The following is a 24,816-nucleotide window of genomic DNA, read 5'->3' on the forward strand; positions in this document are numbered from 1 at the left end:
TCTCGCACGTTCGTGATCAGCTGATCACTCGGGGTCAAGTGATACCACTGTTACCCCGATCGAGAGAAGAGTACGAACCAGGTCTGACCGACCGTGACTCCCTCCAGGGGTAACTGGGGATCCACCCAGAGCGGCGGGAGTCTGAACCTCCCCTGTAGGGATGGGTTTCGAGCCAGGTGGGATTCAGGGCAGTTCCAGCACATACTGGCGCCAGCTGGCGGTCGGCAGGGGCGGTCTTCGGTTCCGCTGGGTCTGCGGGGCTGCGGGGCTGCGGGGTCGTGGTGGGCCGTCACGTGGCGAGTTGGAACTCGGTGTGTGCTGGGGTGGCCAGGACGCGGTGGTTGGGCCGGGTCGAGTTGGTAGTGCAGGCGGCGAATGGGCCGTCGGGGGCGCGGAGTTCGAGCAGGGCCGGGGCGAGGTGGTCGCGGTGCCAGGTGGAGGGACCAGAGAGTCCAGCCTCGGCGTCGGTCATTTGTTGCCACGCGAGCCACAGGCCGTGCAGGCGGGCGACGGCTTCGAGGTGCTTGTCCCACTCATAGCACCAGGGACGGGCGGTGCTGATCTCGCGGCCGTAGACAGGCAGGAGGAGGTGGTCGACCCAGAAGCGCAGAGCGGCGAGTTCGGCGTCGTACGCCTCGGCGGTCAGGGCGAGGATGAATACCGAGGTCGGCTTCTCCGGTTCGGCGGCGACGGCGGGCGGGGTATCGTCGGCCGCCCGGGTTGTGGAGATGGCGGCTTCTTCGGAGGTGAGGTGGTCGAGGAGGACACCGTGCTGGCGGACTTCGGCGATGGTCCGGGCGAGCGCGGAGGCGAGGTCGTGGAGGTCCTCGTCGGGTATGCGGATCGGGTCCGCGGAGGGATCCTGGACAGCTTTGGACATGAAGGTGACCTCTTCCTGGAGGAGAGCGGGGGGGACAGCGGGGGCGGATCGCCGCAGACGCTGACCAAGCCGAGATGGCCTCTGACGCAGGGTGTTGGCTGCCGGGCGCGGTGGTTCTCATCGAGTCATGCAAACTCCTGGAATATCAGCCCAGTTGACCGCTTCGATGTCGCCCGGATTCGGCATGGTGGGTCAGTGTTGGGCCAGGACCCTGGAGGCGTCGGGGCTTGTCTCGGCGCGCCAGTCGGCCCCTGAGGGCAGCCTGGACGCCCAGGTCCGGGCCGCCGTATCCCGAGCACAAGCTCCCGATCAGCGGCCCGCTGCCCGGCATCAGAGGCCCCGAGCCGGCCTGGTCGCCGGGGACGGAGCGGAGGTGGAGGTTTCGGCCAGGCGCTGAGTGAGCGAGAGCCCGGCGATGCTGCTGCGGCCGTGCGCGACACGGAGCCGGTTGGGCAGTGGACTGGTGTTCTGCACTGCTGTCTGCAGGCCGTCGGCGGCCTGGCGAAGGTAGTGCCTGGTGGCTTCCACCTGGTCGCCGATGTGCGATCGGACGGTGCTCGGCTGGTCTCGGGCGTGTCAGAGAGGCGCTGGAGGTAGGCGAGTTGCTTGTGGATCTCGTCGAAGGCGGTGATGGCCTGACCGGTGGGCACAGCTGCAGCGGTGAGTGCCGCGATCGCGGCCCGCTTCTCGGGCGATGGCTTGTCGCTGGCTCGCAGGGAGACCTCTTTGCTCAGGCGCTCGACCAGGTCGCCGAGTTCGGTGAGCCGGTTGGACGCGGCAGACTGGTCAAGGTCTTGGCCCGGTGGGTGGGGATGGGCAACTTGTTGCGCTGGGCGTCGAATTCGATGGCCGGCGCGTGCAGGCAAACGGGTAGGAGAACGTGGTCATGCAGACTCCTCGGGTGTGGTGGGCGAGGCAGCGGGCGCAGTCGTGGTCTGCGGTGGAGCGCGGCGGTGGTGTTCACGAGTGGCTCCTCAGCGGCGGTCGGGCGGCGGGTGTCCAGGTGGAGTCGGGGAGGGCCGGGGCGAGTGGAGTCGGAAGCCGGGGCTGGCTGCGGGCGAGCGCGGCGTCGGCACGCTTCGTCCTGGTGGGCGGATTCGGCGGAGGGGTCTTGGCCTGTGACGCGGTGGCGCGTTGCCAGCGGGTCCTGACCTCGTCGAGCGGGCCGAGGGCGTGCAGCGCGTGGTTGATGAGGCGGCCGGGGGCCAGCGCCTCGTCGCTGGCCAACTCCCGGATCGTGCGGGCCGAAGTGGCGGCAGCGCGGATGATGGAGGAGCGTATGACCCGTTCGCCGAGGTACTCGGCGGAACCGGCGCCCAGCCCGCCGCAGATCTGGCGCAGCCGGTCCACCGTGAGCGTGCCGTCCGTCAGCAGCCTTCGTCGCTGGGCTTCCCAGAGCGCGGTCAGCTGGTCGATCGGCTCACCCCGGTGGTGCAGCGCGCCCAGGCAGCGGTATAGGTGGCCGTGCCCGTGGTCGGCGAAGTCGGCAGGCCGAAGCCAGTCGACCACCTCGTCGACGGCGCCAGGCTGGTTCACCAACACGCACAGCAGGAACTCCTCGTCCGCCGCCTGGTCGGCACCGATCGGTTGATGTGTGCCGGCCGGTGGCAGGGTGGTGGCGGGGGCGGTTGGCCTGGGTTCGGTACCCCAGCGGCGGGCGAGGTCGGCAAGGACATCGGCCAGGATGTCGGCCTGGTGCAGAGCGCCTTCTATCCCGTCTTGGAGGGCGTCCGCGCGGGCGGCCTGGTGGAGGCGGATGGCGTGCTGGGTCACGGCGCGGTGGATCGCGCCTTCCAAAACCATGCGCCCGTACACCGGGGTGTTCCCGGGGCGTGGGCAAGCCGCGACCAGGGTGTGGGCGTAGGAGGCGGTCAGGCCACGGACGTTTCGGCCGGCCTCGGCGACGGTGTCGGTCACCCAGGTGAGCGGCACCTCCTGCCCATCCGCCGCGAACGCGGGATGCTGGTCGGCCTGGAGCTTGCGCATCGCGGCGAACAGCGCCTGGTGGACGGGGCGGAAGAAGTCGTCCGGGGTGAGCCAGGACAGGCGGTCGAGCTGGCCAGGGTCGATCAGGATGCCGCCGAGCACCGCCTGCTCGGCCTGCAGGAGTGGGCTCATCCGCGCCTCTGGCCATCGGGGTCGTACTGGTCAGTGGGAAGGTCGGCGACCGCCTGGTCGGCGGCGGCCATCGCTGCTGCGAACCGGTCCAGTTCGCCGGTGAACGTCGGGTCGGTGGCCAGGATTGCCCCGCTGCCGATGACCAGCCACCACTGGTCGTCGCGCCGGATGACCGGGGAACCGGCCAGTGGACCATAGCCAGAAACAGGAGGTGGAACGGGAGAAGACACGAGGAAGCTCCTGAAAGAGACCGAAGGAGAAGGGAGTTCATGCGGGTTGTATTCGCCGGTGATGGGCGCGGCGGAGCGGCAGGACCAGGTCGAGCAACGGTCCGGCTCGTAGGCCTCCAACTCGGCATCCGGTGGCGTCGAAGAGGTCGCCGCGGCGGCCGCACCGTTCTGCGCGGTGACCTGGCTGATCGGCCCCTCTCCGCGTGCGGACGAACTCGCGAGTGCCACGGGAGGGGACCGGGACCAGGTGCAGATCGCTCATGCCGACAGCCCGAAGTCTTTGTAGGAGGTGGACTTGGCGATGGCGCGGTCGGTGATGGCCTTCGTCGCGCGGGCGGAGGCGGCCCCGATCTCCTTGGCGGAGGGCTCCTTGTACCAGGGGCGCAGGTCGAGCATCGCGGCGCGCAGGCCGGTGGCGAACAGCAGGGCCCGGCCCTTGGGGAGTGCGCGGATGGCGTCGGGTGGCAGGATCCGCTCGGTGCGCATGCTCACGGAGGTGGACTTGCCGCTGTCGCTGGTGGAGACGGAGGTGGTCTGTACGTCGTGGTCGCCGATCATGCGGGAGAGGCGGTCGGCGAAGTCGGCGTCGTCGATGCCCGATCCGATGATTTTGGCAGTGGCGGCGGACCAGAGGGCGTCCATGCCTGCCTCGCCCCAGCAGCGCTGTCCCTGACGGTAGCTCTGAAGGATCGTCATGGGGATGACGCCCCGGCTGCCGAGGTGGCTATAGAGGTCCGGGAGGTCCGAGATGCGGCAGACGTTGGCGGCCTCGTCGAGGACGCAGAGAGCAGGCGGGTCGAGTCGGCCGCCGGAGCGTTCGGCGACTATGACGGCCGCGCGCATCACCGCGTCGGCTGCGGCGGCAATGATCGCCGAGGCCGAGCCGCCGCCGTCCTTGCTGAGCAGGTACAGGGTGTCGCGGGAGGTGGCGAAGTCGGTGGGCTTGAACTCCGGGACGTCCTTGGCCGGGGTGACCCAGGTCGCGATCTCCTGGTCGAGCAGGCAACTCGCGTACTGCCGGGCGGTCTCGAAGATGCCGTCCCTGGTCTCGGTCGCGCCGGAGACGGTGCCCTGGAGCTGGGCGGCGACCGCGTGGTGGCCAGCGTCGGTGAGGAGGTCGACCGGGGTGCGGTCGGCCGGGGAGGAAAGCCAGGCGAGCACGTCCGTGATCGGGCGCTTGGAACTGGCAGCGGCCAGGAACAGCGCGCCGAGCGTGTTCGAGGCGGCCGTCGACCAGAAGTCGGAGCCGTTGGACTCGTCCACACTGGCGGCGACGAAGTGCCCGGCCAGGCGCTTGGCACCGGCGAGGTCGCGGGCGTCCTCGAGGATGTCCCACCACATCTGGCGAGGGTGATGGGCTATCTGCTGCGGGTCGAGCGTCCAGATCGTGCCGACCTTCGCGCGGGCGTCGACCGTGGCGGTGAAGGCATCGCCTGCCGCTTTGTTGGAGGTGAGCAGGACCGGTCCGGGGGCGGCGAGGATGGCGGGGATCGCCAGGCCGGACGTCTTGCCCGACCGGGGTGCCATGATCGCGACGAGGACGTCCTCCCAAGAGGAGCGGACGTCGGCCCTGCCGGGCGAGAGAGCGCCGAGGAGGATGCCGCGATCGGCCGGGGCTATTTCCTTGGGCTTGAGGTCGGACAGGCTAGGCCGGAGACTCTTCGCCTTGGCCGCGATCTCCGGTTCCACAAGCGGGGCGAGGTCCTGCTTGTGGGCGAGCCCGTTCCTGGAGCCACCACGCAGCCGCAGCCAGACGATGAGGACAGCAGCGGTGGCGGCGAGGGTGAGCAGGCCGGGAGTAATCCGTGTACCGATGAGCAGCGCGAGGGGTGTCAGGTGCGGCCAGAGTGTGCCGGGGTGGAGGAGGGCGTCGGCGGGCTTGAACGGGGCCCACGGTCCGGTGCCGACCAGGCTGTTGGTGGTGTTGCCGATCAACCAGACGAGGGTGCCGAAGCCGATGGCGGCGCCGACGGCTGTGAAGAGCACGTAGAGGAGGGCGTCGCTGCCGCTGGTGGTTGAGGGCGCGCTGGTGCGAGGGGTGGGCATGAAGGGTCCAGGAAGAGGCGGAGGGCAACGGTGGGGCGGGGCGCGCGGTGCTCTTCTGGAGGTCATCGCGGAAGCTCCTTCTGGTGGGATGGTCTTCGTTCGGGTGTGGTGACGGTGCCCTGGGGCACCGTCACCGGTGGTCGGGTCAGACGAACGGGTTCTCGGTGGGGCGGTCGCGGTCGGTTGCGGCTTCCAGCAGTTCGGCGAGGTCATCGGGCTCGGATGAGCGCTGGTCGATCCACCATCCGGCCCGGGTGATCGTCCGGGCCGCGTCCTCGATCTGCTCCCAGGCCGCCTCGTCCGTGTCGCCTTCGAGGACGAGCGCGGTGTGGGCGACGGAGAGGATCTGGTGGCGGCAGCGCACGCCCCAGGCGACGGTGCGGCCGGTACCTTCCAGTGGCGGCATCAGGTACTGCTCGGACCAGGCTTCGGATTCGGCCTGTTCCTCAGCACGCTTGGCCGCCAGCCAGGTGGTCTTGTCCTCCGCGCTGTCGTTTCGGGCGGCCTTCCAGCAGTCGGTGCACTCCTGCTTCGCGAGCCATTCGGCGAAGCCGGCGCGGCGGTCTGCGGGACGGTCGGACAGGTCGCGCTCGACCTCGTGCCCGCAGGGGTGCTCGATCGTCCAGACCTTCATTACAGCCATGGTCCTTGCTCCTTAGTCGAGTTGGGGGTCAGTGGCTGCGGACCGTCGCGATGCGGGGATCGACGGGCCGGGATGTCGAGGCGGCGGCGGGCACCGGGACGGCCGTCTTACCGGGCAGGCCGGCCACGGCCGGGCTGGCTGCGAGCGCGGCGGCGCTGACCGGAACCCTGCCGGTACTCAAGCCTTGGCGGGCGTTCGTTGCCGGGGCGGAAGCCTGACGGGTCGCCACGTCCTGGGCAAGGCGAGGCTCTACGGCGACCAGCAGATCGGTGCGCTGCATGACCATGGTGGCCTGGGCGACCCTGCCGAGGGCCTCACTGCGATGGATGGTGATCGGCATGGTGTAGAGGTCGAGTTGGGCGTTGTGCCGCCATCCGTGCTGTTCGAGCATCTGGACCCCGCGGACCGCAGCGTGGGCGGTGTCGGCGGTGGCGGCGATGACGCCGAGCTGGGGGTGCTCGGCGAAGGTGATGTCCGGCTCGGCGAGGTGGTGCCGGGGTCGGGGCCGGATCGGCGCGTCGGGTTCGAACTCGGCGTCGGTGGCGACGGTATATCCGGCGGAGCGCAGCGTCCCAACGGCCTGTGCGGCCCGCTCCCGGCCGAAGGCAGTCTGGTTGGCAAGGGTGTACAGCTGAGGGTGGTCGGGGACGGGCTGGAAGCCGAGGCGTTCGAGCATCCATTGGCTGGCGGGCAGGTCGCGGGGGTTGGTGGCGACGATTCCGTGTTTGGGATGGCGGCCTATGGCAATGTCGGTGGTGTCCAAGGCGAGGTTCCTGGTGTGGTGGGGGAGGAGGGTGCGGCTGGGCGAGCAGGTTCTGCAGGCGGTGGACATGGCGGTCTTCATCAGTGGCCTGGTGATCAGCGGCTGCGGCCGGTTGGCCGGTTGACGACCGGAGCGGTGGTCGGCGCTGGCTGGGGAGCGCCGGTGGCCGGACCATCAGCTGCTGTCGAGCGGGCTCGCGCGGCCGCGACCATTGGTTCGCCGCTCGATGCCACCGGCGCGCTCCTCCCGGCACGGGCCGCTGCCGGAGGAAGCGAGAGATCCCGCTCGGCTTCGGCGAGATCGCTCTGGGCGAGGTCGAGCGCGCCCGCTGCCCTGGACAGCGGCGCGACGACGGAGATCGGGACCTCGCCGGGCGGCTGGCGGTCGGCCCAGGTGGCGGCGTCGGTCAGCAGGTTCGACAGCCCGGGAAGAACGCCGTGGTCCGGGTCGGACAGCACGGCCAGCAGTTCGGTGACGGCCTCGGGGCTGTCGGAACGCCTGATCTCGGAGGCCAGGGACTTGATTTCGCGTGCCGCGGTGCTCGGCCGGAACCGCAGCTCGGGTGCGATGGAGACCTCGTAGCGGGCAGCGGTGAGCATCTCGTAGGCGTGGGTGGCGATCTCGTTTTCCTCGGCCGGTTCGAGGTCATGGGGCACGCGCCACCAGGACGACCGGATCGTGGAGACGGGCAGGAACCCGGCCCGGTGCAGGAGAGCACCGGACAGTTCGTCCCAACTGCCTTCGGCGATCACCCCGGCGCCGGGTTCGTTGACGATGCGCAGAGCAGGAGAGGGCAGCATGGCTGGCTCCTTCGGTGATGGGCAGGCAGCGGGCTGCCGAGCCGGGCGGTGATGACGAGGATCGGCAGGAAACGCTGTTTGGCGGTGCCGGGAATCGGTGGTAGACCACCGGCCGCCGTTCAAGCGGCCAGGACCATGCGGGCATCCGTGTCGAACAGAGAGCGCTCGGCTGGGTGGAGGATGTGCTGCGTGATGAAGCTCCTGCCCGCGACCTTCCACAGTCCCCTGCCCTTGGTGAGGGCGGCCACGGCCTGGGTCTCGACACCGGTCAGGCCGAGCAGGGACGCGGCGGCGGCGAGCTGATCGGGTTCCTGGCGGTAGATGATCCGGGTGGAACAGTCGGCGAGAAGGCCCTCGGCGAGGACGCGCCCGCGCGAGCCCGCGTTACCGGCCGAGAGGAGATCGCTGAGCCGGTGGATCACCATCAGGTTGGCGATGCCGAGTCCTCGGGACAGCTTCCACTGGCTCTGCATGCGCTCCAGTAGGCCGACGTGGCGCATCACCCGCCATGCCTCGTCGTAGATCACCCAGCGTCGGCCACCGTGCGGGTCGGAGAGTGCGGACTCCATCCAGGCGCTCGCGCAGGTCATCGCCAACACGAGCGCTGTGTCGTCGCCCGCGCCGCCGAGCCGGGAGAGGTCGATCGACAGCATCGGCGCTGTGGGATCGAAGGCGACCGTGGACGGTGCGTCGAACATCCCGCTGAGGTCGCCGTGCACCAGGCGGCGCAGCGCGTGGGCGAGATCCTCGGAGGCCGGCCCCATGCGCCCTGCCTGGTCGCCGAGGGCTGCGTCGAGGCGCTCCGGGGAGCCGAGGGCCTGGGCGATTTCGCCGAGCAGCGGCACACTGCCGCGCACCTCGGCGTCGGTGACCACCAGGTCCAGGGCGAGGTCGAGGGCGGTGTGCTCCATCGGGTACAGGTCCCGCTTCAGCACTGTGCGCGCGAGGCCGGCCAGGAGCAGGAGGCGGCGCTTGCGGACCTCGCTCGCCCAGTCGTCCGCGCTCACCGAGGTGGGCCGCGCCGGAGCATCAAGCGGGTTCAGCCTGCCCGGAAGGCCTGGGCCGAGGGCGATGGTGTAGCCGCTGAGTGCCTGCGCGACGGCCGTCCACTCGCCCTTCGGGTCGCACGGGATGTAGGTCCGGTATCCGTGGGCGATCGCCCTGCTGGCAAGGGACTTGGCCAGGGCTGACTTGCCCATGCCGATGATCCCGGCCAGCACCACGTTCGGGTTCGTGAAGCCCTCGATCCGGCCGCTGCTGTAGAGGGAGAACGGGTCGTAGCAGAACGCCGCCTCCGCGTGCACGTCTCGGCCGACGAAGATCCCATCCGCACCCAGGCCGCCTTCCGCGAGGAAGGGGTAGGCGCCGGACGCGGTGGCGGTGGTCATCCGATGCTTGGGCAGGTGGAGTTTGCCGCCGCGCCCGGAGTCCGGGCCGGGCCGCCCGGACGGTGGGTAGGTCGCGCGCAGTTCCAGGTCGAAGTCGTCCTGTTCACCGTGTTCGGACGGAGTCTCGGCGAGGCGGGCCTGGCGGCTAGCCTCGGCGAACTCGGCTCGGGCGGTGCGCTGTTGGGCGCGGCTGGTCTTGCGGGGGACGAACAGCGGGCTGGCGCTGGCGCGGGTCCTGGGCATGGCGGTGTCTCCGGTCGGGAAGGGTGGGATTCAGTGGCGGATGAGGCCGGTGAACGGGTGGTGCAGGTCGGCCGCAGTGGTTCGGCTACGCACGATACGGGCGGCGCGCTGATGACGTTGACAGATCGTCAGCTCCGGGGCACCCTCGGGAAGCCGGGTCTGGCACGCTTCCCGACTGGGCACTCCGCCGCTGCCCGGTCGGGGTGCTGCGTGGTAGGCGGCGTGGACGTGGTCGGCGGCCTGCCACAGGCGGGTACGTGCGGCTTTGAGGTGGTCGCCCTCGATCTCGATCAGTGGCGCGGTCCGGTGGGCGTGTGAGTCGAGCAGGCCGTGCAGGGAGATGAGGTGGGCGTGCAGGGAGTCCAGTTCGGCGCGGCTGGCGACGAGCGGCCCGCCCGGCACGTTCAGTGCGAGATGGAAGTCGAGCGCGGCGGTCGCGTACGGCACGAAGTCCTGCGCGGTGGGGGTGGCGGCGTGCGGCATGACGGTGGCTCTTTCGGCAGTAAGGGACAGGGCCGGCTCAGGCGGCGAGGGCGAGCGGCATGGCGGCGGCGGTGAAGGCGTCGGCCTGCTGCCAGGTGAGCGGGCGCAGATCAAGCTGGGCAGCCACCGCTGCGGTCTCCACGACCGCGCAGGCGGAACGCAGTTCGTCCTCCGAGTCAGCCGAGACGGTCAGCAGGCCGGTCAGAGCGACGTCGGCGTGCCCGGCGATCAACTGGCGCTCGCGGGTCTTGATGTCCTGGTACTCGATCGAGTCAGTCTCGGCGTCGACTTGGCCCCGTCGGGCACGCTCGGCCGCATCCGCGATCACCGACGCCTTCTTGCGCTGGACATCGCGCAGCGCGGCGTCCAGGCCCTTCGGCTCGTAGGAGAGGCTGAGGGTTCGGCGGACCCCGGCCGTGAAGAGGAGCTGGTGCAGGAAGCCCGCGCCTGTCTCGGTCCTGGGCCAGTTCTCGACCCAGTACGTGGTGTGGAAGGCAGAGTCAGTGGCGATGTGGTCGGCCTTCTCGACCACGACCACCGGACCGGCAGCAGCCGGGTCGGCCTCGGGCCGGCCGGTGGCGGACCAGCGGTCGAGTGCGGCAAGGGCCTTGGGGTCGTAGGCGGTGCGGACGACGGCCGCGATCTCGGTGGCGGACAGCCAGCCGGTCGGGTTGAGCCCGGCGGTCCGGGCGGCCTGGTCGAAGGTCGCGGTGAGCTGGGCGAGGACGCTGAAACTGCCCGTCAGGCCGCCGCCAGCCTGCTTGATCAGCCGCTTGGTGGCCCGGGTGTCGAGGGCGACGGCGACGTACGCCTCGTGCGGGGCGGCGGCGGGGCCGGCGCTCTGGATCAGCTCACTGTAGATCTGGCCCGCGAGCGGTGCGTCGGATTTTCCGTGATCCTCCCAGTAGCGGCGAAGCGCGTCACCGCTGTCCGGCACCGTGCGCTCGATCACCTGGATCCGGGCAATGTGGCCGGTGCGGGCGAGTGCGGCAAGGGCGCGTCCCCACCCGGCGACTTTGGCGTTCTGGTTGGCTGGGTCCAGCAGGGCGTAGGCGCGGCTGGAGACCTTGACGACGGCGGTCAGGGTGCCTGCGTGCGGGTCGTGGACGGCTCCGTGCCGGCGGTCGGGGGCGGTGACCACGCGCAGGCTGGCGGCGGTGCCGGGCAGGTGCAGCAGGCCCTCGCGGACCGGTCGGCACGAGGGGCGGGCGAGCCAGATCACCTGACCCCGCATGCGTCGCAGCGAGTACCTGGTGACGATCGGCGCCCAGTCGGCCAGCGAGCGGCCTCGGTAGCGGACGAAGACGAAGAGGGCGATGGCGGCCCAGAGCGGTGTGAGTTCGAGCGCGCCGACCACGCCGCAGGCGAGGACGACGCCGAGCAGGAGCAGGCCGGTGACGGCGGAGGCGATCAGCTGTGGAGCGGCCAGGCCGAGGAGGATGCCGCGTCGGCTTCGGTGCGGGAACTTCACGGTGGCCGGGGCTGGGGCCTCGGTGGTGTCAGACATCGGGTATCCAGGTGGTGCGAGCGGGCGAGGAGGGGCGGGGGACACGGCGCTCTTCTGGACTTCATGACGAGACTCCTGTTCGACGGGCGGAGGTGCGGTGGGGGATCGGGCGGGCTGAGGCCATGGCCGCAGCCCGCCCGGGGAAGGGTGGTGGTCAGGTGCCCGAGGCGGGCGGCTGGTTCGGGAAGGCCCAGCGCGCCGGTGTCGGCGAGCCGGTCGAGGACGGCCCATTGATCGACGGTGGGGTAGCCGGGCGGTCGGTGTCGAGTCCGTCTGCCGCAACTACCAGAGCCGGTCCGGAGATCGGCGAACCGCTGGGTGCCGGTCCGGCATGGGAGACCGTGCCTGCGGCGGCGAGGGAATCCCCCAGGGAAGGGGCCGCCGGGACGGACTGGCCGGCAGGGCCGTTGTCGGTGGGCATGGCACTGGGCGCGGAACCGCCCTCGGCAGCGGCCTGGGCCGGGCGGGTGATCAGTGGCGGGATGCCGGGGCGCTGGACCAAGGCCCGGCCCTTGTCACCGGCAGCGTTCGAGTTCTCGCCGAACCGGAACTTGGTCTGCGGCTGCGGCGCACCGGCGTCGATGCCCTCCTTGCTGAACCGGCCACCGCCGGAGGGGTCGATCCCGGACGCGACGCCGTCCTTGCCCATGCCCGGGACCTGGCCGGGACCCTGCGGTGCCGGGCCGCCGCCACCCGACTGCATCGCGAGGCTGCCCGCGGTCTTCGCGGCGCCTGCGGCGACCGCCATACCGGCGACTCCAGTGCGGTGCAGGTCGTCGTGGCCTCCGCCGTCGGTCGCCCAGCGGACGAACTTGTAGGTGGCGTACGGGCACAGCAGCACCAGGACCATCACGACGATGCCCGCCAGGGCATCAGACAGGGCGCCCATGCCGTCCTTGGCGTCCGACTTGCCCATGGCGCTGACGCCGATGAGGAACACCACGGTCATCAGGAGCTTGCTGACGACGAGGGTGGCGGTGGCCTCGATCCAGCCGCGCCGCCAGCGCTTGGCGACCTCCCAGCCGCCGCCGGCCCCGGCGAACACCGCGAGAGTGACGAGGACCAGGACGCCGACCTTGCGGGCGATCATCACGCCCCAGTACATGAACGCGCCGATCGCACAGCCGATGGCGACCAGGGTGGGGATGGCCCAGCCGAGTTGGTACATCGCACCGAGCTCCGAGACCTTCACGATCCGCCGGACCGCGTCGTCCACGCTCGTGTTAGCGGCTTGGAACAGTCCGGCGGACAGCGCGTCGACCACGGTGATCGCCACGGTGGTGAAGCTGATGGCGCTGAAGCTGAACAGGACGCCGGTCATCGTGCCCCACGCCGCCTGGGCGAGTGCCCTCTCGTCCCTGCGCCAGGCGGCGAGTATGAGTTGCAGACAGAACGTCCCGACGGTCAGCGCGAGGCCGATCGGGAGCAGGAGTTGGTAGTTGTCCCGGAACCATCCGGCGTTCAGGTCGATACCGGTCGTCGCGTCGACCGCTTTCGAGGCGAGGTCCGCGGCGCTCGACGCCAGCTCACCCATCGACTTGGCGATCCACGCGCCGATGCCGTCCGTGACGGACTTGCCGGGGTCGCTCACGAAGTTGACGCCGTCGACGACGTTGCAGACCTGGTTCATCAGGGGGTAGTCGCAGACTCCCATGGGGATACCTCCTTTCAAGGGGTCGTGGTCAGGGCGCGACGGCCGGCAGGACGCCGACGAGAGCGCAGTTCCGGGACGGGCGGCACTGGACCGCGAGCGTCGTCGTCCGGTCCTCGGCACCACCGGCGGGCGAGCCGTTCCAGGCAATGGACTGCTTGCCGGAGACCGTGACGGCGTAGATGTAGGCCTGGGCGATCGCCCCGGGATCGGCCTGGAGGGCCTTGGTGAACGAGTCCGGGAAGTGAGCCTCGTTCACGACAGCGGTCGCGAACTGGCCGTTGTCGGCCATCCGCCCCCACAGCACCGGCGAGGGGACCTGGCTGTTGACCGAGGTGGTATCGGCGTACTTTTCCTCGCCGGTCAGCCACGTGTGCAGCGCGGCCAGCAGCTCCGGCTGGGAGTACGCGCGGGTGTCGTACGACCACAGCGTGGCGGCTGCCGCCTTGCCGAACGCGATCGGATCGCGCGTGGCCGGCGGATGCGGCAGTGCACCCTGGCCACCGGAAGCCGACGGCGACGCCGAGCCGAGGACGGGTACCGGGGCTGACGCCGAACTTCCAGGCCGGGCAGCGCTCTTGGCGGAGGTCCTGTCGTCCCGGGTGAGGTAGGCGAACAGGCCGGCGAGGGCGATGAGAGTGGCAAGAACAGCGGTGCCGAGCAGCGCCCGGCGGCGCACGGGGGATGCGCCGCCGGGGTTCGTGGAACGGTGAGGCATCAGTGGACCTGGGTCCCCAGCGTGCTGAAGAACGCCACCACGCCATTCGCCGCGCCCAACAGCAGGGCGGCGCCCGAGCTGACCAGGACACCCTTCTTGCCGTTGGCCTCGGCCTGGTGACCGCCCGAGTGGTGGCCCCAGGCCCACACGCCCGCGCTCACCGCGAGCGCTCCCACAACCGCGATGATCCCGAACAGATTGAGGGAGCCCATCACCTGCTTGAGCACGGCGAGGCCTGGCAAGCCGCCCTCGTTGGGGGAGATCCCCGGGTCATAGGCGAGCTGTACGACCTTGTCGGTCAGAATCACTATGCAACTCCAGTTCGAATTTTGGCACGCAAAAGCGGGCCTGGAAAGAGCGAGAGGGGGGAGGGCGCCGGTCAGACGACTCGGCGGGCCGCGAGAATCTGCGATTTCCAACTGGCCAGGGTCGAGATCTTGACCACGTCACCGGTGTGCGGCGCCTGCACGATCAGCCCCGATCCGATGAACATCCCAACGTGCTCAGGGACTTCGGCCGTGCCCTCGACGAACAGCAGATCACCGGCCCTGAGGGCATCCACCGAGACTGGCTGGCCCTCCTTGACCTGCGTGTACGTGGTCCGCGTGAGCGCGACCCCACCCGCCCGGTAGGACGCCTGCATCAGGCTGCTGCAGTCGCACCGGCCCATCGGATCGGGCCCGTGCGGAGCACTGCACTCGCCACCCCACTGGTACGGCGTGCCGAGCTGCCCGAGCGCCCACCGGATTGCCGTGTGCACCTGCGGCGGCGCATCGACTGGAATTGCGTAGCCGGCCGGCAACACCCCGGCGGGGATGGTCCCGAAACCGCTGCCGTCACCGCCGGTTGTACACCCGCCACCCGACGGACTCGGCCCAGGACTGCTGCCACCCCCAACAGGGCCGGACGATGACGGTTCGCCAGCCTTCGCCAGCAGCGGCGCGATCGCCTTCTGCAACGCGGTCGCCAGGGGTTCCCACTTGGCGTAGGCATCCGGAAAACCGGAGCGCTGCACCGTTTGGGCGGCCTGAGTGACGGTCATCGACTCCCAGCCCGACACCTGCTGAAGCGCCGAGTAGAACTCCGTGGAAGCGTGCACCGGGTCGAGGACCTGCTCCGCAGTTCCCCAGCCCTGCGACGGCCGCTGCTGGAACAAGCCCAGGCTGTCGCGGTCGCCGTAGGTGAGGATCCGCAGCCCGCTCTCCTGCAGAGCGGTCGCCAGCGCGACGACCTGCCCCCGGACCGGGATGTGCATCGCAACACCGGTCGCCTGGATCGCCTTGGCGTTCGGTATCTGTTCCGCAGGGCTATCCAGACCCGGGACGGAGACCACGCTGAACCCGTCGCCACCATCCAAGATGGCCTTCACCTGAGAGGCCACCGCCGCCGTATCCAAAACCTGCGCACCACTGGTAGAGCAGGCAGCGGACGCGTTACCAGCAGCCACCAAGACGATCGGAACGGCAAGCAGCAGTGGTGCGGCGGCGAGACCTACGACAGCTCCCGCGGTCCTCCTCATCGCAGCCGCCGTGCGCCACGCTGAAGAGCGTTGAGGGCACGAGGGGTTGAATCCGACAGCAGGTAAATCAGGGCATGCTGCATCGCAGCGGCTCCTCGCTTGTCGTAGGAGGCGCGGTGCAGGCTCCTCGTCGAAAAGCCGCCGGCACCGCGCCGTTGTGAATCCGCCTTCGAAGGTGGCCCGGGGTCAGAGAAGTTGGTAGCTCCCCGACACCGGTTTCAGATAGCGCGCGGCAGTCAGCCGCACTCGTAATCTCAGGCGGTACACGGAGATCCTCACGGTAGATCAGGAAGCGAATTCGGATATGAAGCCGCGCGATTGGACGCGACCGCAGATCAGCACGGCTAGCCAAGAGTGGGGGCAAAGTTCCCGCATCGGTGACACGGCGAGACACTAGGCGGAGATTCCGGTCGAACCAAGCGACCCAGTAATCGATCTCCAACCGGGCAGGCTGCTCATTTGGTGCGACCGGAAATCACGGTTACCGTTCGCCGCATCCCCGCTCTGAGGGGCCGACCGCGCAGGCGTCGCTCGGGGCGGTCGCCGGGACCGCGTCCGGTGGACGACCGGCGCTGTCTGCAGGGCATCCTGTTCGTCCTGTACACCGGGACCACCTGGCAGCAGCTGCTCATCGAGCTGGGCTTCGGCTCTGGACAGACCTGCTGTCGCCGTCTGGGTCCATGGCAGGAGGCCGGGGTGCTCGAGGCCCTACACCGCATACTCCTGGCCGAGTTGAACGCGGCCGGGCAGATCGACTGGACGCGCGCCCGTGTGGACGCCTCACACGTGCGCGCGAAAAAAGAGGCGAGACGACCGGCCCCTCGCCGGTAGACCGCCGCAAGACCGGCAGCAAACACCCCCTGATCAGCGATGGCGGCATCCCCTTCCGCGTGGTCACCACCGCTGCCAACGTCGATGGCGTCACCCAGACACTCGCCCTGGTCGACGGCATCCCACCCGTCGCCGGCCGCGTCGGCCACCCACGCAAACGGCCTGACGCCCTCCTCGGTGACAAGGGCTACGACAGCAACCTCAACCGCTGCGAACTGCGGAAACGTCGCATCCTGCCGATCATCTCCTGCAAGGGCGTCCGAGACATCATCGGTCTCGGCGAGTTCCGCTACGTCGTGGAGCAGACCTTCGCCCAGCTCCACCAGTTCAAGCGCCTCGCCGTCCGGTGGGAACGACTCCTCGACCTCCACAACGCCTTCGTCTCACTCGCATGTGGACTCATCTGCTGGCGACGTCCGAACGAGCAGGCCGCGTGATCGTATGACGAGTTCTGTGTGACGGTTCGATCCGGCCGGGTTTCAGATCCGCCAGGAGTCAGCGCCCTGTCGGTCGAAGATCGGCACGAGAGTACCGTTGCCCCGTTCTGTCGGAGCGGATCGGGGGAGGTGTGCCATGCCCAACAGTCGGATCATCGCATCGGCACTGAACGGCGACGCGGAGGAACTGAGACGCATCGTCGGACCGGGCGGTCTCGTGTGCGTCGCTCCCGGCCTGTCGAGCGTGTTCGTGGTCCGGACCACCGCCGACGGAGCGCAGACGGCAACAGTCGCCCTTCCCGGCAGCACCACGTTCGTTCCGCTGCCCAGGTCGTTCCAGGTGTGCCACATCGGTCACGACAGCGAGCGCTTCACCCTGACCAGCGCCGACGGGCGGTCCGTGACCGGCACGCCACGGCAGTTCAGCGCCTACTACAAGGTGATCGCCGAGAAGTACAACCCTCGGTACGAGGAGCACGTCGAGGAAGCCTTTCTGGCTACCAACCTGCTCCCGGACGGCCTGCCGTCGCCTCGCCTCCTCCACGTGGACACCGACCCGGCGCTGGGCGAGCTCCGGGCAGAGGGCCGGATCGCCGAGAGCTCGGTGACGGCCGCGGGGCAGCAGCTGGAGATGTGGTTCGACTGCGCCGGCCCGGAGAAGATCGCCGAACTGCTGCCCCATGCCCGACGATTGGTGGCCGACTTCGAACGCATCCGCCGGGACGGCACGGAGTTCATCTGGACCACGTTCGCGGAGGGTGACGAGACCGAGGAGGAGAAGGCCCGCTTCCCCGAGGTCATGACGCCGAACACGCTGGTCGTCTACCGCTCGGGAGACTTCGAAGTCCACTTCGGTGAGCCCGGGAGCCGCTACTTCATGGACGGCTACTGGCCGGCCGTCCAGTACCGCGCCGACATGACGCCCGTCCACGTCACGGTGGAGGCCTGACCACATCGACCCTCAGCGGTGTCTGGTGCGGTGGCCGACCAGGCCACACCCACAAGACCGTGTTACGAGCTCCGAGCGAGACGCCCGGATGCCGCTGACCCTCCAAGGGTCCGGCCACTGCTCTCGGCGATGGCTTCGGCGGACGGGCGGCCCCAAGTGGTCGGCTCCGGAAGACCTTCGGGGGCTGACTCCGGAGCCGGTCGTGGGCCCCGCCGCTGAGGTGCTGAGGTGCTGAGGTGCTGAGGATCGGTGATCCGGGTCCGGTTCGTTTCGAGTCAGGCTCGCGATCAAGTGGTGAGGGCGAAGTGCCGCTGGTCGGGGGTGGTGTAGGGGTGGTCGTGCCCGCGGGCGGCGTGGAAGCGTCAAGCCTTGCCGCTGACCTGCGGATCCTGTTGTTCCGTCAGTTTCGTTGCAGAGAAAGTCGATCATGATTGAATGCTGCGCGTCGCGGCGCTCGGGGTGCTGATGGCGCGCGCGCCCGGTCTCTCGTCGCGATGTGATGCGGGTCATATCGGCCCCATGTCACGAACGGAAGGGCAGCTTGCGTCTGGTGGTCGTCCGCACGGCGGGAACGACCGACACGAAAGAGACAGCAGAGCGATGAACGCGACAGCAGCGCAGCAGCACGAGGTCCTGATCCTGGGCGCCGGCTACGCCGGGCTCTCCGCCGCGATCCAGCTCGCGGCCCGCACCAGGAAGCGCGGTGACCTGCGAGTGACACTGGTCAACCCGTACGACACCTTCACCGAGCGGCTCCGACTGCACATGACCGCCACCGGCCAGGAAACGGCCGAGATGAACATCCCGGAGCTGCTGGACGGCACCGGCGCCGCCTTCGTCCGCGGCTGGGTCACCGCCGTGGATGCCGAGGCGAAGACCGTCCGGATCGACGACGACCGGGTCCTGCGCTACGACACCCTGGTCTACGGCCTGGGCAGCATCGCGGACACCGGCGTTGTCCCCGGCGTGGACGACCACGCCTACACCCTCAACAGCCCGGAGGACGCCGCCGTCCTTGCCGACCGGCTGACCCGGCTCGACGGGGGGACAGTCGTGGTCGGCGGCAGCGGCCTCACCGGTGTCGAGGCCGCCGCGGAGATCGCCGAGCAGCACCCAGAGCTCCAGGTGGTGTTGCTGGGTCGGGGGGAGCCGGGCGCGAGCATGCACCCGAGGGCCAAGGCCTACCTGGACGCGGCGCTCGGCCGGCTCGGCGTGCGGGTGAGCAGTGGCGCCGAGGTGGTCAAGGTGCTGCCGGACGGCGTCGAGCTCGCGGACGGCTCCAGCATCCCGGCGGCCGCGGTGTTGTGGACCAGCGGCACCCGCGTCTCGCCGCTGGCCGCCGCCGCGGGCCTGACCGTCGACGAACGCGGCCGGGTGGTCACCGACAGCGCGCTGCGCTCGGTCTCCCACCCGGATGTCTACGCCGTGGGCGACGCGGCGGCGATCCGTCAGGGCTACGGCGTGATGCACGGGACCTGCCAGAGCGGCATGCCCACCGGCGTGCACGCGGCCCTCTCGATCCTGCGGGTGCTGGCCGGCAAGGCGCCCAAGCCCTTTCGCTTCGGCTACTACCACACACCCGTCAGCCTGGGCCGGAACGACGCCGTCGTGCAGTTCACCCGTCCCGACGACAGCCCGCGCCGGCTCGTGCTGACCGGCAAGCGGGCCGCGAGGTACAAGGAGACGGTCACCGCCGCACCGTGGCCGACCTTCGCCCGCATGAAGAAGATGCCCGCCTCGGGCGCGTTCTGGCCGCACGGCGGCCGCTACACCCGGATCAGGAGCGCCAAGTGACCCAGCCGCAACAGGCCAACCCCGACCAGCTCGCCTTCCAGCAGTACCGCACCCTGCTCTTCTCCGTCGCCTACCGCATCCTCGGCACTGCCGCCGACGCCGAGGACGTGGTCCAGGACGCCTGGCTCAAGTGGTCGGCGGCTGACCGTTCCCAGGTCGCCGACCCCAAGGCCTACCTGACCCGGATCGTCTCCAACCTGGCGGTGGAGCGGCTCCGTTCGACCCGCCACCAGCGCGAGACCTACGTCGGGCCCTGGCTGCCCGAGCCGATCCTCACGGGCCCGGACACCGCCGACGGCGTCGCCACGGCGGACTCGGTCTCCATGGCCCTGCTGGTCGTCCTGGAGACGCTGAGCCCCGTGGAGCGCGCGGTCTTCGTGCTGAAGGAGGTCTTCGCCTTCAGCTACGCGGAGATCGCGGACGCGGTGGACCGCTCGGAGCCGGCGGTCCGGCAGGCCGCGCACCGCGCCCGGGAGCACGTCCAGGCCCGCCGGCCTCGTTTCACCGCGGACCGCGCCCGCCAACGCGACGTCACCGAACGTTTCTTCGCGGCGGCGACGGGCGGCGACATCAACACCCTCATGGAGTTGCTCTCCCCGGACGTGACGCTGTGGACCGACGGCGGCGGCAAGGTCCGCCAGGCCCTCAAGCCGGTCATCGGCCTGGAGACCGTGGCCCGTTGGTTCGCCGCGCTCGGCACCGTGACCTACCAGGGCATCGAGCCCGGGCAGATGCGGGCAGAGCTCACCTGGATCAACGGCGGCCCGGGCGTGGTCTTCCGCGGCCCGGACCGCGTGGTCGCCACGCTGACCTTCGACTTCGACCGGGAAGGCCGCATCTCGACCATCCACAACGTGGCCAACCCCGACAAGCTCCACGCCGTCGCCGACGGCACTCGGTACGAACTCTCCTGAGCCGCCCGATCGAAATCGACGCCCGCCGGAATCCCCGTGAACGCCCGGCCGCGCTGCCCCGGCACGGGTCGGGCCCAGGGGGAAGCGGATGCGGCAGGCTGTGGCCGTCGTGATCCACCTTGATGGCGAATCCGAAGCCGAACAGGAGAAGAGCGAGCAGCAGTACCAGGACGAGAGCGAGCATCGCCGGGTTCCTCAGACGATGGGATGATTCGCTGCTCGGAAGCCCCAGTTGCGCCGTGTCATGCCCCCGTGCCGGGCACGCGTCCAGCTGGCCAGGGCGGGCTCGCGCGGCGTGGGCCGAGGATTGCGCGACACGCCGCCTTCGAGGCGAATGGGGTGGCTTCCAAGCCTGGCACCATACGAACAGCGCGTGCCGCCCAAGGGGCAGGACTACCGCCACGCTCCGGATGGTTGTCGCATTCAGGGCTGACGGGTGGTCTGTTACGGGCTGCGCCGCTGGGGCATACGGCTGCGGTGCCAGGAAAGCGGCTACCGATCAGGGAGGCGCAGTGCTGTTGCTGTGGCTGGGCGTGTTCGGCGGGTACGGACTCGGGGCGGTGGTGACGGCCCGCGCTGTCTTCGAACGTGGCAGATCCGGCTATCTCGCCAGCGCCGCACCCGGCCGGGGCAACGAGCGAGCGGTGGGCGAGTTCGAGCAGCAAGAGCGCCAGCACATCGAGGTGATCGCCCTGTTCTGCGGGCTGCTGTGGGTGACCGCCGTCCCCGCGCTGCTGCTGAGGCACATCGTGGCGCGACTGGCCCTGGCGCGTCCGTGCGCCGGCCGGAACGCGGAGGCGGTTCGCGAGCGCATCGACGAACTGGAACGCTCGCTCGGCCTGGGTGCGTATGCCGACAGCGGCTGCCGTGCCGCCCGCAGATAGCCACTGCGCAGCACCCCGAACCAAGGCGTCGGGCGAGCACGGCACGCGGTCAGCCGGCACGGCACGTCGCACCACCTCGGCGCTCACCGCCCAGCTCGCCGTCTTCGGCATGCGTTCACGATCGGCGCCGACAAGCTGCAGGGCCAGGGCTTCGCGCTGTTCGGTGACCTGGACTCGATGGTCTTCGCCCGGCAGGCCGACATCGTCCAGCTGACGTACCTGAGCCGGCACAACAACGCGTGCACCGAGGCCGGGTTCAGGGCGACTTGCGGGCCGAGCGAAGCTGACGCGGGAGCAGCCGGGTCTGCCGGCCGGTGGGCTCCGTCACGACCTGCAGGTTCGCGGGTCCGGTTGGCCGTCAGGTGCTTGCCGTCATGGCGGTCCGGTCCGTGCGGAGGGGTATCTGGCCGGCCTGTAGTTGGTCTGCTGCTGGCGGAACGTGTGGCCGAGGTGATGTTGCAGGCGGATGTGGCGGAACTGGTACACGGCGCCGGTCTGGCGCAGTACTCCGCGGTGGTAGGCGTCGTCCAGGAAGGCGGCCGTGTTCCAGGGCAGTTTGCCGGTCAGCGGCAGCCAGAGGCGGGACAGTACGATCCACTGTCCCCAGGCGGTGAAGGCGAGGGCGTAGGAGGTTGCGCCGCCGAGCCCGGCGATCGTGCCGATGAACAGCGCGTCGGACAGTCCCCAGTTCAGCCGGCCGAGCGGGCCTTGGAGCAGGTCGACGACCAGGAATCCGCCGCCCGCGATCGAGAGGGTGAACGTCGGGGCCATGACGAGGATCTGGCGGTGCACCGTCGCGCGGTTGGCGGAGAGCAGGCTGAGCGGGGTGGCCGCGGAGGTGACGTCCACGGGGGCTTCGAGTGCGGCCGTGAGTCCGAAGACCAGTCCGGAGGCCGTGCCGAAGATCAGCCCGAAGCACAGCATGTTGATCAGGGTTGCTTCGATCGCAGTGGGGTTGGTGAGCGGGAGTCCCGGGTACAGCGCGCGTTCGAGGGTGAGGGCGCACGCGCATCCGACGCCTGAGACGAATCCGCCGAGGAGGCCGTCCCCAAGGCGGCGGATGAGTATTCGGTTCGGGCGGTGGCCGATGTTGTCGTGGGTGCCGGGCAGCCGCAGCCGTACGCGGGCCGGTTCGAAGACCGCCGGGCGGCCGACGGTGGTCACGATGGCGTACACGGATCCGAAGGCGAGGCCGGTGCCGGGCCCCATGAGGATCCCTTGCAGGAGGGCCTCGCCGATTCCGTACGGGGTCATGAGCGGGCTGATGAGCCAGTCGGCCAGGGTGACGCACAGCGTGGTGGCCAGCACGACGGCCAGGATGCGGGTGGGGCGTGGCAGTGAGTCGCTGATCTGCCACCAGGCGAGATCCTGCCGCTCGCGGTCGAGCCGGACCAGGTGGTGGGCGAGGAAGCCGAGCCAGTGCTGGGCGCGCTCGGCGTCCCAGTCTCGCTGTCGGCGCTGGTGGCCGGCGCCGGCCTGCTCGGGGGCGCGGCGCCGGTAGACGGCCGGTACGAAGCCCGCCAGCAGGTGCTCCTCCAGCGACCTCGTGGTGGGGAATCGCTCGGCGTCCAGCAGTTCGTCCGGGGCCCGGCCCGGCGTCTCGCTGTACATGGTGCGCGCCAGGGTGACCATCAGCGGGGTGGTCAGCACCTCGGCGAGGTTCGCGCTCGCCCGGGTTTCCCGGGTGCGCAGCTTTTCGAGGACTTCGTCCCACACCGCCCCGGTCCCACCGTCGCCGTCCTCGCCGCCGTCCGCGACCGTGCGAGCGGTTCGGGGCAAGTAGGTCATGAGGGTGTCGACAGTGAGGTCGGTGAGCTCGATGCCGGCCGCCCAGACCAGCGGTGCGCGCGCCGCGCTGACGGCCTCGGCGTACTCGTCACGTCGGCTGGTGAGGACGAGCGGCAGCGAGGTGGTGTTGAGTGCCTCAAGTGCCGCGCGTCGCAGGCCCTCCGCGATCTCGTCGAATCCGTCCAGGACCGGGAGGATCAGGTCGGCGTCGACCAGCGCGGAGGCCATGGTCGAGCCGCCGGGGCTCCGGCGAGCCAGGTGCGGGTGGTCCCGCAGCAGCCGATCGATCAGCCAGTCCCGCAGCGCGGTGGTCGTCGGATCCCAGGAGCCGAGACTGAAGATGACCGGCACCCGGCCAGGAACGGCCGAGGCTTCGAGGAAGTCCAGGACGAACCTGATGGTGAGGATCGATTTGCCCGAGCCGGCCCGGCCGAGAACCACCAGCCGTCCGGACTCGATCCGCCGGTAGACCTCCGCCACACTCCGCAGGTCACCGCTCAGGTCCATCTGACGCGGCACCACCCCCGGTCCGAGGCGCTGGATGTTCTCCGAACGGTCCGTCAGACGCACGGGCGCCTGCTGCCAGCGCACCGGCAGCGGAAACGGATCATGGACCCGGCGCTGCTCCTCCTCACGCCGCCAGCGACGCCTGATCTCGATCGCCAACTCCTGCACGGCGTCCGCGATTGCGCCGTGCACCGGAAACGGCCCCGGGACCGTGGCAGCGGCGGAAGGGACAGGCGGAGCAGCGGTCGGGCCGGGCGGAGCGGCAGTCGGGTCGGGCCGAGCAGCGGTCGGGTCGGGCCGAGCAGCGGTCGGGTCGGGCGAACCGGGATCCGGTTCAAGCGCCGCGGCGGACGTTGACCCCTGCGCTCTCGCGAGCGTGGCCGCCAGCAGCCGCCGATCCTCCAGCCCGGCATCGAGGGCGTCCGCCAACAAATTGAGCGTTCCCACCCGGTAGTCAGTGGACCTGCCGGTCTCCAGCCGGCGGATGGTACGAACGCTCACCCCGGACCGTTCCGCCACCTGTTCCTGCGTCAGCCCCGCCTGCTTCCGCAGTCGACGTAACAGCGTGCCGAGCTGATTCGTCACTGGATGCCTCTCTACTCGCCGAAGTCACCGGCCGGAGCTTACCGAGCCGACCGGACATGGATGGCCGGTTCCTTGACCTGTTCGCCGATCTGCACGAACTCCACCATCAGTGGCGAGGTGGCCGCCTGGACCGCGACAGATCGGCAGGAGGTCGGCGCCTCGTCACCAACACGACCGACCTGGGTCGATCACAGGCGAGTGAGAGCGGAGGAGGCGGATCCGAATGACGGATATCGGACATGGCGGGGCTCGGTCCACAGGCGCGGGGACCTCGTCGGCAGAGGTTCCCGAGGAGGTCGGCCGGCTGGCAGCGGCCAACGGGCTCGGCGAGCTGCTCGACGTTCGGCGCGGGATCTCGCCGAAGCGCGCGGTGGCGGTGGGATGGGGAACCGCAGCCGTATCCCTGGCGCTGGTGCTCGCGCTGGGCTCCGAGACCGTCAAGACCTCGATGTTCTCCTTCGCCCACTCGATCCTGCACGCGCTGACCATCGCCTTCCTGTTCATGACCGTCGGCGGCATCGGCTACGGCGTCCGGGGCCTCGTCGCCGGCGCCCGGGCGCAGTACCTGTACGCCGACGGAATCGTGCACCTGAGCAGGTCCGGCCCGCGTGCCGTCAAGTGGCCGGACGTCGCCCAACTGCGGAGCGTCCACCAGCGCGGCGACCAGAGCACCGTGGGCCGGGTCGTCGGCTACCGGCTGGAGCCCCGCGACGGCGCCGCGTTCCTCATCCCGCTGGTCCTGGTGGACGGCCGCGACGCGTTCGTCGACCAGGTCGTCGCCGCCGTCCGCCGGCACAATCGTCCGATCATCTGAAGGAGTTCCCATGTCCGAGCACGACACCGCCGCCTCGCCGACCGATCCGGCGGCCCCCCAGCCGCCGTACGCGAGCGGTCCCGCGCCGTACAACGTCGTCTCCCCGCAGCAGCGGGCGATCTGGGAGACCAAGGGCAGGCGCGCAATCGGTTTCGGCGTGGCCTGGCTCGTCGGCGGCCTGCTCGTCACCGTCGTGACGTATTCGCAGGCCCAGGGCGGCGGCGTGTACTTCGTCGCCTGGGGTCCGGTCCTGTACGGCGTCTACCGGATCGTCACGGGCCGGCAGCTCCTGAACAAGAGCCGCAGCTGACCCGGCAGGTCGGC

The 24,816-nt window shown here is 70.0% G+C and carries 23 protein-coding genes; 7 read left to right on the plus strand and 16 right to left on the minus strand.

Annotated elements, in window-relative coordinates; genetic code table 11:
- Positions 1–289 precede the first annotated feature (289 nt).
- The 15 genes from ACFC1R_RS23620 to ACFC1R_RS23690 all read right to left on the minus strand — a co-directional run bounded on the left by ACFC1R_RS23620 (position 290) and on the right by ACFC1R_RS23690 (position 14,989).
- On the minus strand, positions 290–880 hold the full coding sequence (locus ACFC1R_RS23620) for a DUF4913 domain-containing protein (RefSeq protein WP_375941655.1): 591 nt from the start codon (positions 878–880) through the stop codon (positions 290–292).
- A 330-nt stretch (positions 881–1,210) separates the two neighbouring features.
- Positions 1,211–1,408, minus strand: coding sequence for a hypothetical protein (locus ACFC1R_RS23625; RefSeq protein WP_375941657.1), 198 nt, complete (start codon positions 1,406–1,408; stop codon positions 1,211–1,213).
- A 432-nt stretch (positions 1,409–1,840) separates the two neighbouring features.
- Positions 1,841–2,998, minus strand: a complete 1,158-nt coding sequence (locus ACFC1R_RS23630) for a DnaB-like helicase N-terminal domain-containing protein (RefSeq protein ID WP_375941659.1) — start codon at positions 2,996–2,998, stop codon at positions 1,841–1,843.
- Positions 2,995–3,456, minus strand: a complete 462-nt coding sequence (locus ACFC1R_RS23635) for a hypothetical protein (RefSeq protein ID WP_375941661.1) — start codon at positions 3,454–3,456, stop codon at positions 2,995–2,997. Before ACFC1R_RS23635 ends, ACFC1R_RS23630 begins: the two co-directional genes overlap by 4 nt.
- A 30-nt stretch (positions 3,457–3,486) precedes the next feature.
- Positions 3,487–5,274 carry a type IV secretory system conjugative DNA transfer family protein gene (locus ACFC1R_RS23640; RefSeq protein WP_375941663.1) on the minus strand — a complete coding sequence of 596 codons (1,788 nt, stop codon included), beginning with the start codon at positions 5,272–5,274 and terminating at the stop codon, positions 3,487–3,489.
- 145 nt (positions 5,275–5,419) lie between these two features.
- The gene (locus tag ACFC1R_RS23645) at positions 5,420–5,917 is read right to left on the minus strand and encodes a hypothetical protein (RefSeq protein ID WP_375941665.1); all 498 of its coding nucleotides are present in this window, start codon (positions 5,915–5,917) and stop codon (positions 5,420–5,422) included.
- Between the two features lie 28 nt (positions 5,918–5,945).
- The gene (locus ACFC1R_RS23650; protein WP_375941667.1) at positions 5,946–6,761 is read right to left on the minus strand and encodes a hypothetical protein; all 816 of its coding nucleotides are present in this window, start codon (positions 6,759–6,761) and stop codon (positions 5,946–5,948) included.
- A gap of 14 nt (positions 6,762–6,775) precedes the next feature.
- Entirely contained in the window at positions 6,776–7,480 is a 705-nt protein-coding gene (locus ACFC1R_RS23655; protein ID WP_375941669.1) for a hypothetical protein, read from the minus strand.
- A gap of 119 nt (positions 7,481–7,599) precedes the next feature.
- Positions 7,600–9,111, minus strand: a complete 1,512-nt coding sequence (locus tag ACFC1R_RS23660) for an ATP-binding protein (protein WP_375941671.1) — start codon at positions 9,109–9,111, stop codon at positions 7,600–7,602.
- Positions 9,112–9,141: 30 nt separating this feature from the next.
- Complete coding sequence (locus tag ACFC1R_RS23665) at positions 9,142–9,594, minus strand: DUF6238 family protein (protein WP_375941672.1); 453 nt, start codon at positions 9,592–9,594, stop codon at positions 9,142–9,144.
- A gap of 37 nt (positions 9,595–9,631) precedes the next feature.
- Positions 9,632–11,101, minus strand: a complete 1,470-nt coding sequence (locus ACFC1R_RS23670) for an SCO6880 family protein (protein ID WP_375941674.1) — start codon at positions 11,099–11,101, stop codon at positions 9,632–9,634.
- A gap of 154 nt (positions 11,102–11,255) precedes the next feature.
- A complete protein-coding gene (locus tag ACFC1R_RS23675; RefSeq protein ID WP_375941676.1) occupies positions 11,256–12,755 on the minus strand; it encodes an ATP-binding protein in 1,500 nt (499 codons plus the stop codon).
- A 28-nt stretch (positions 12,756–12,783) separates the two neighbouring features.
- Positions 12,784–13,470 carry a hypothetical protein gene (locus ACFC1R_RS23680; protein ID WP_375941678.1) on the minus strand — a complete coding sequence of 229 codons (687 nt, stop codon included), beginning with the start codon at positions 13,468–13,470 and terminating at the stop codon, positions 12,784–12,786.
- A complete protein-coding gene (locus ACFC1R_RS23685) occupies positions 13,470–13,778 on the minus strand; it encodes a DUF6112 family protein (RefSeq protein WP_375941680.1) in 309 nt (102 codons plus the stop codon). Before ACFC1R_RS23685 ends, ACFC1R_RS23680 begins: the two co-directional genes overlap by 1 nt.
- A gap of 71 nt (positions 13,779–13,849) precedes the next feature.
- Complete coding sequence (locus ACFC1R_RS23690; RefSeq protein WP_375941682.1) at positions 13,850–14,989, minus strand: C40 family peptidase; 1,140 nt, start codon at positions 14,987–14,989, stop codon at positions 13,850–13,852.
- Positions 14,990–15,448: 459 nt separating this feature from the next.
- Between ACFC1R_RS23690 and ACFC1R_RS23695 the strand changes: the two genes are divergently transcribed.
- The 5 genes from ACFC1R_RS23695 to ACFC1R_RS23715 all read left to right on the plus strand — a co-directional run bounded on the left by ACFC1R_RS23695 (position 15,449) and on the right by ACFC1R_RS23715 (position 20,798).
- Positions 15,449–16,257, plus strand: a protein-coding gene (locus ACFC1R_RS23695) for an IS5 family transposase (protein WP_375941684.1) whose coding sequence is annotated in 2 segments (ribosomal slippage) — positions 15,449–15,785 and positions 15,785–16,257 — 810 coding nt in all. Because the reading frame shifts where the segments join, the coding sequence is not laid out codon by codon here.
- A gap of 136 nt (positions 16,258–16,393) precedes the next feature.
- Entirely contained in the window at positions 16,394–17,206 is an 813-nt protein-coding gene (locus ACFC1R_RS23700; protein ID WP_375941686.1) for a hypothetical protein, read from the plus strand.
- A 600-nt stretch (positions 17,207–17,806) separates the two neighbouring features.
- A complete protein-coding gene (locus ACFC1R_RS23705; protein ID WP_375941688.1) occupies positions 17,807–19,000 on the plus strand; it encodes an NAD(P)/FAD-dependent oxidoreductase in 1,194 nt (397 codons plus the stop codon).
- Positions 18,997–19,914, plus strand: a complete 918-nt coding sequence (locus ACFC1R_RS23710; protein ID WP_375941690.1) for an RNA polymerase sigma-70 factor — start codon at positions 18,997–18,999, stop codon at positions 19,912–19,914. Before ACFC1R_RS23705 ends, ACFC1R_RS23710 begins: the two co-directional genes overlap by 4 nt.
- A gap of 512 nt (positions 19,915–20,426) precedes the next feature.
- A complete protein-coding gene (locus ACFC1R_RS23715; RefSeq protein ID WP_375941691.1) occupies positions 20,427–20,798 on the plus strand; it encodes a hypothetical protein in 372 nt (123 codons plus the stop codon).
- Positions 20,799–21,170: 372 nt separating this feature from the next.
- On the opposite strand, the gene ACFC1R_RS23720 is transcribed toward ACFC1R_RS23715, so the two are convergent.
- Complete coding sequence (locus tag ACFC1R_RS23720; protein ID WP_375941693.1) at positions 21,171–23,678, minus strand: helix-turn-helix domain-containing protein; 2,508 nt, start codon at positions 23,676–23,678, stop codon at positions 21,171–21,173.
- Between the two features lie 223 nt (positions 23,679–23,901).
- Between ACFC1R_RS23720 and ACFC1R_RS23725 the strand changes: the two genes are divergently transcribed.
- Entirely contained in the window at positions 23,902–24,492 is a 591-nt protein-coding gene (locus ACFC1R_RS23725; RefSeq protein ID WP_375941695.1) for a hypothetical protein, read from the plus strand.
- A gap of 10 nt (positions 24,493–24,502) precedes the next feature.
- Positions 24,503–24,802, plus strand: coding sequence for a hypothetical protein (locus ACFC1R_RS23730; protein ID WP_375941697.1), 300 nt, complete (start codon positions 24,503–24,505; stop codon positions 24,800–24,802).
- The last annotated feature ends 14 nt before the right edge of the window (positions 24,803–24,816 follow it).

Origin of the sequence: Kitasatospora sp. NPDC056138 (genome assembly GCF_042264695.1) — a bacterium.
Taxonomy (GTDB): Bacteria; Actinomycetota; Actinomycetes; order Streptomycetales; family Streptomycetaceae; genus Kitasatospora.

Coding starts and splice junctions, on each gene's coding strand:
- ACFC1R_RS23665 (WP_375941672.1), bottom strand. CDS start 9,594: ATGCCGCACGCCGCCACCCCCACCGCGCAGGACTTCGTGCCGTACGCG.
- ACFC1R_RS23690 (WP_375941682.1), bottom strand. CDS start 14,989: ATGAGGAGGACCGCGGGAGCTGTCGTAGGTCTCGCCGCCGCACCACTG.
- ACFC1R_RS23700 (WP_375941686.1), top strand. CDS start 16,394: ATGCCCAACAGTCGGATCATCGCATCGGCACTGAACGGCGACGCGGAG.
- ACFC1R_RS23670 (WP_375941674.1), bottom strand. CDS start 11,101: ATGTCTGACACCACCGAGGCCCCAGCCCCGGCCACCGTGAAGTTCCCG.
- ACFC1R_RS23705 (WP_375941688.1), top strand. CDS start 17,807: ATGAACGCGACAGCAGCGCAGCAGCACGAGGTCCTGATCCTGGGCGCC.
- ACFC1R_RS23680 (WP_375941678.1), bottom strand. CDS start 13,470: ATGCCTCACCGTTCCACGAACCCCGGCGGCGCATCCCCCGTGCGCCGC.
- ACFC1R_RS23655 (WP_375941669.1), bottom strand. CDS start 7,480: ATGCTGCCCTCTCCTGCTCTGCGCATCGTCAACGAACCCGGCGCCGGG.
- ACFC1R_RS23650 (WP_375941667.1), bottom strand. CDS start 6,761: ATGAAGACCGCCATGTCCACCGCCTGCAGAACCTGCTCGCCCAGCCGC.
- ACFC1R_RS23630 (WP_375941659.1), bottom strand. CDS start 2,998: ATGAGCCCACTCCTGCAGGCCGAGCAGGCGGTGCTCGGCGGCATCCTG.
- ACFC1R_RS23620 (WP_375941655.1), bottom strand. CDS start 880: ATGTCCAAAGCTGTCCAGGATCCCTCCGCGGACCCGATCCGCATACCC.
- ACFC1R_RS23645 (WP_375941665.1), bottom strand. CDS start 5,917: ATGGCTGTAATGAAGGTCTGGACGATCGAGCACCCCTGCGGGCACGAG.
- ACFC1R_RS23730 (WP_375941697.1), top strand. CDS start 24,503: ATGTCCGAGCACGACACCGCCGCCTCGCCGACCGATCCGGCGGCCCCC.
- ACFC1R_RS23640 (WP_375941663.1), bottom strand. CDS start 5,274: ATGCCCACCCCTCGCACCAGCGCGCCCTCAACCACCAGCGGCAGCGAC.
- ACFC1R_RS23660 (WP_375941671.1), bottom strand. CDS start 9,111: ATGCCCAGGACCCGCGCCAGCGCCAGCCCGCTGTTCGTCCCCCGCAAG.
- ACFC1R_RS23725 (WP_375941695.1), top strand. CDS start 23,902: ATGACGGATATCGGACATGGCGGGGCTCGGTCCACAGGCGCGGGGACC.
- ACFC1R_RS23675 (WP_375941676.1), bottom strand. CDS start 12,755: ATGGGAGTCTGCGACTACCCCCTGATGAACCAGGTCTGCAACGTCGTC.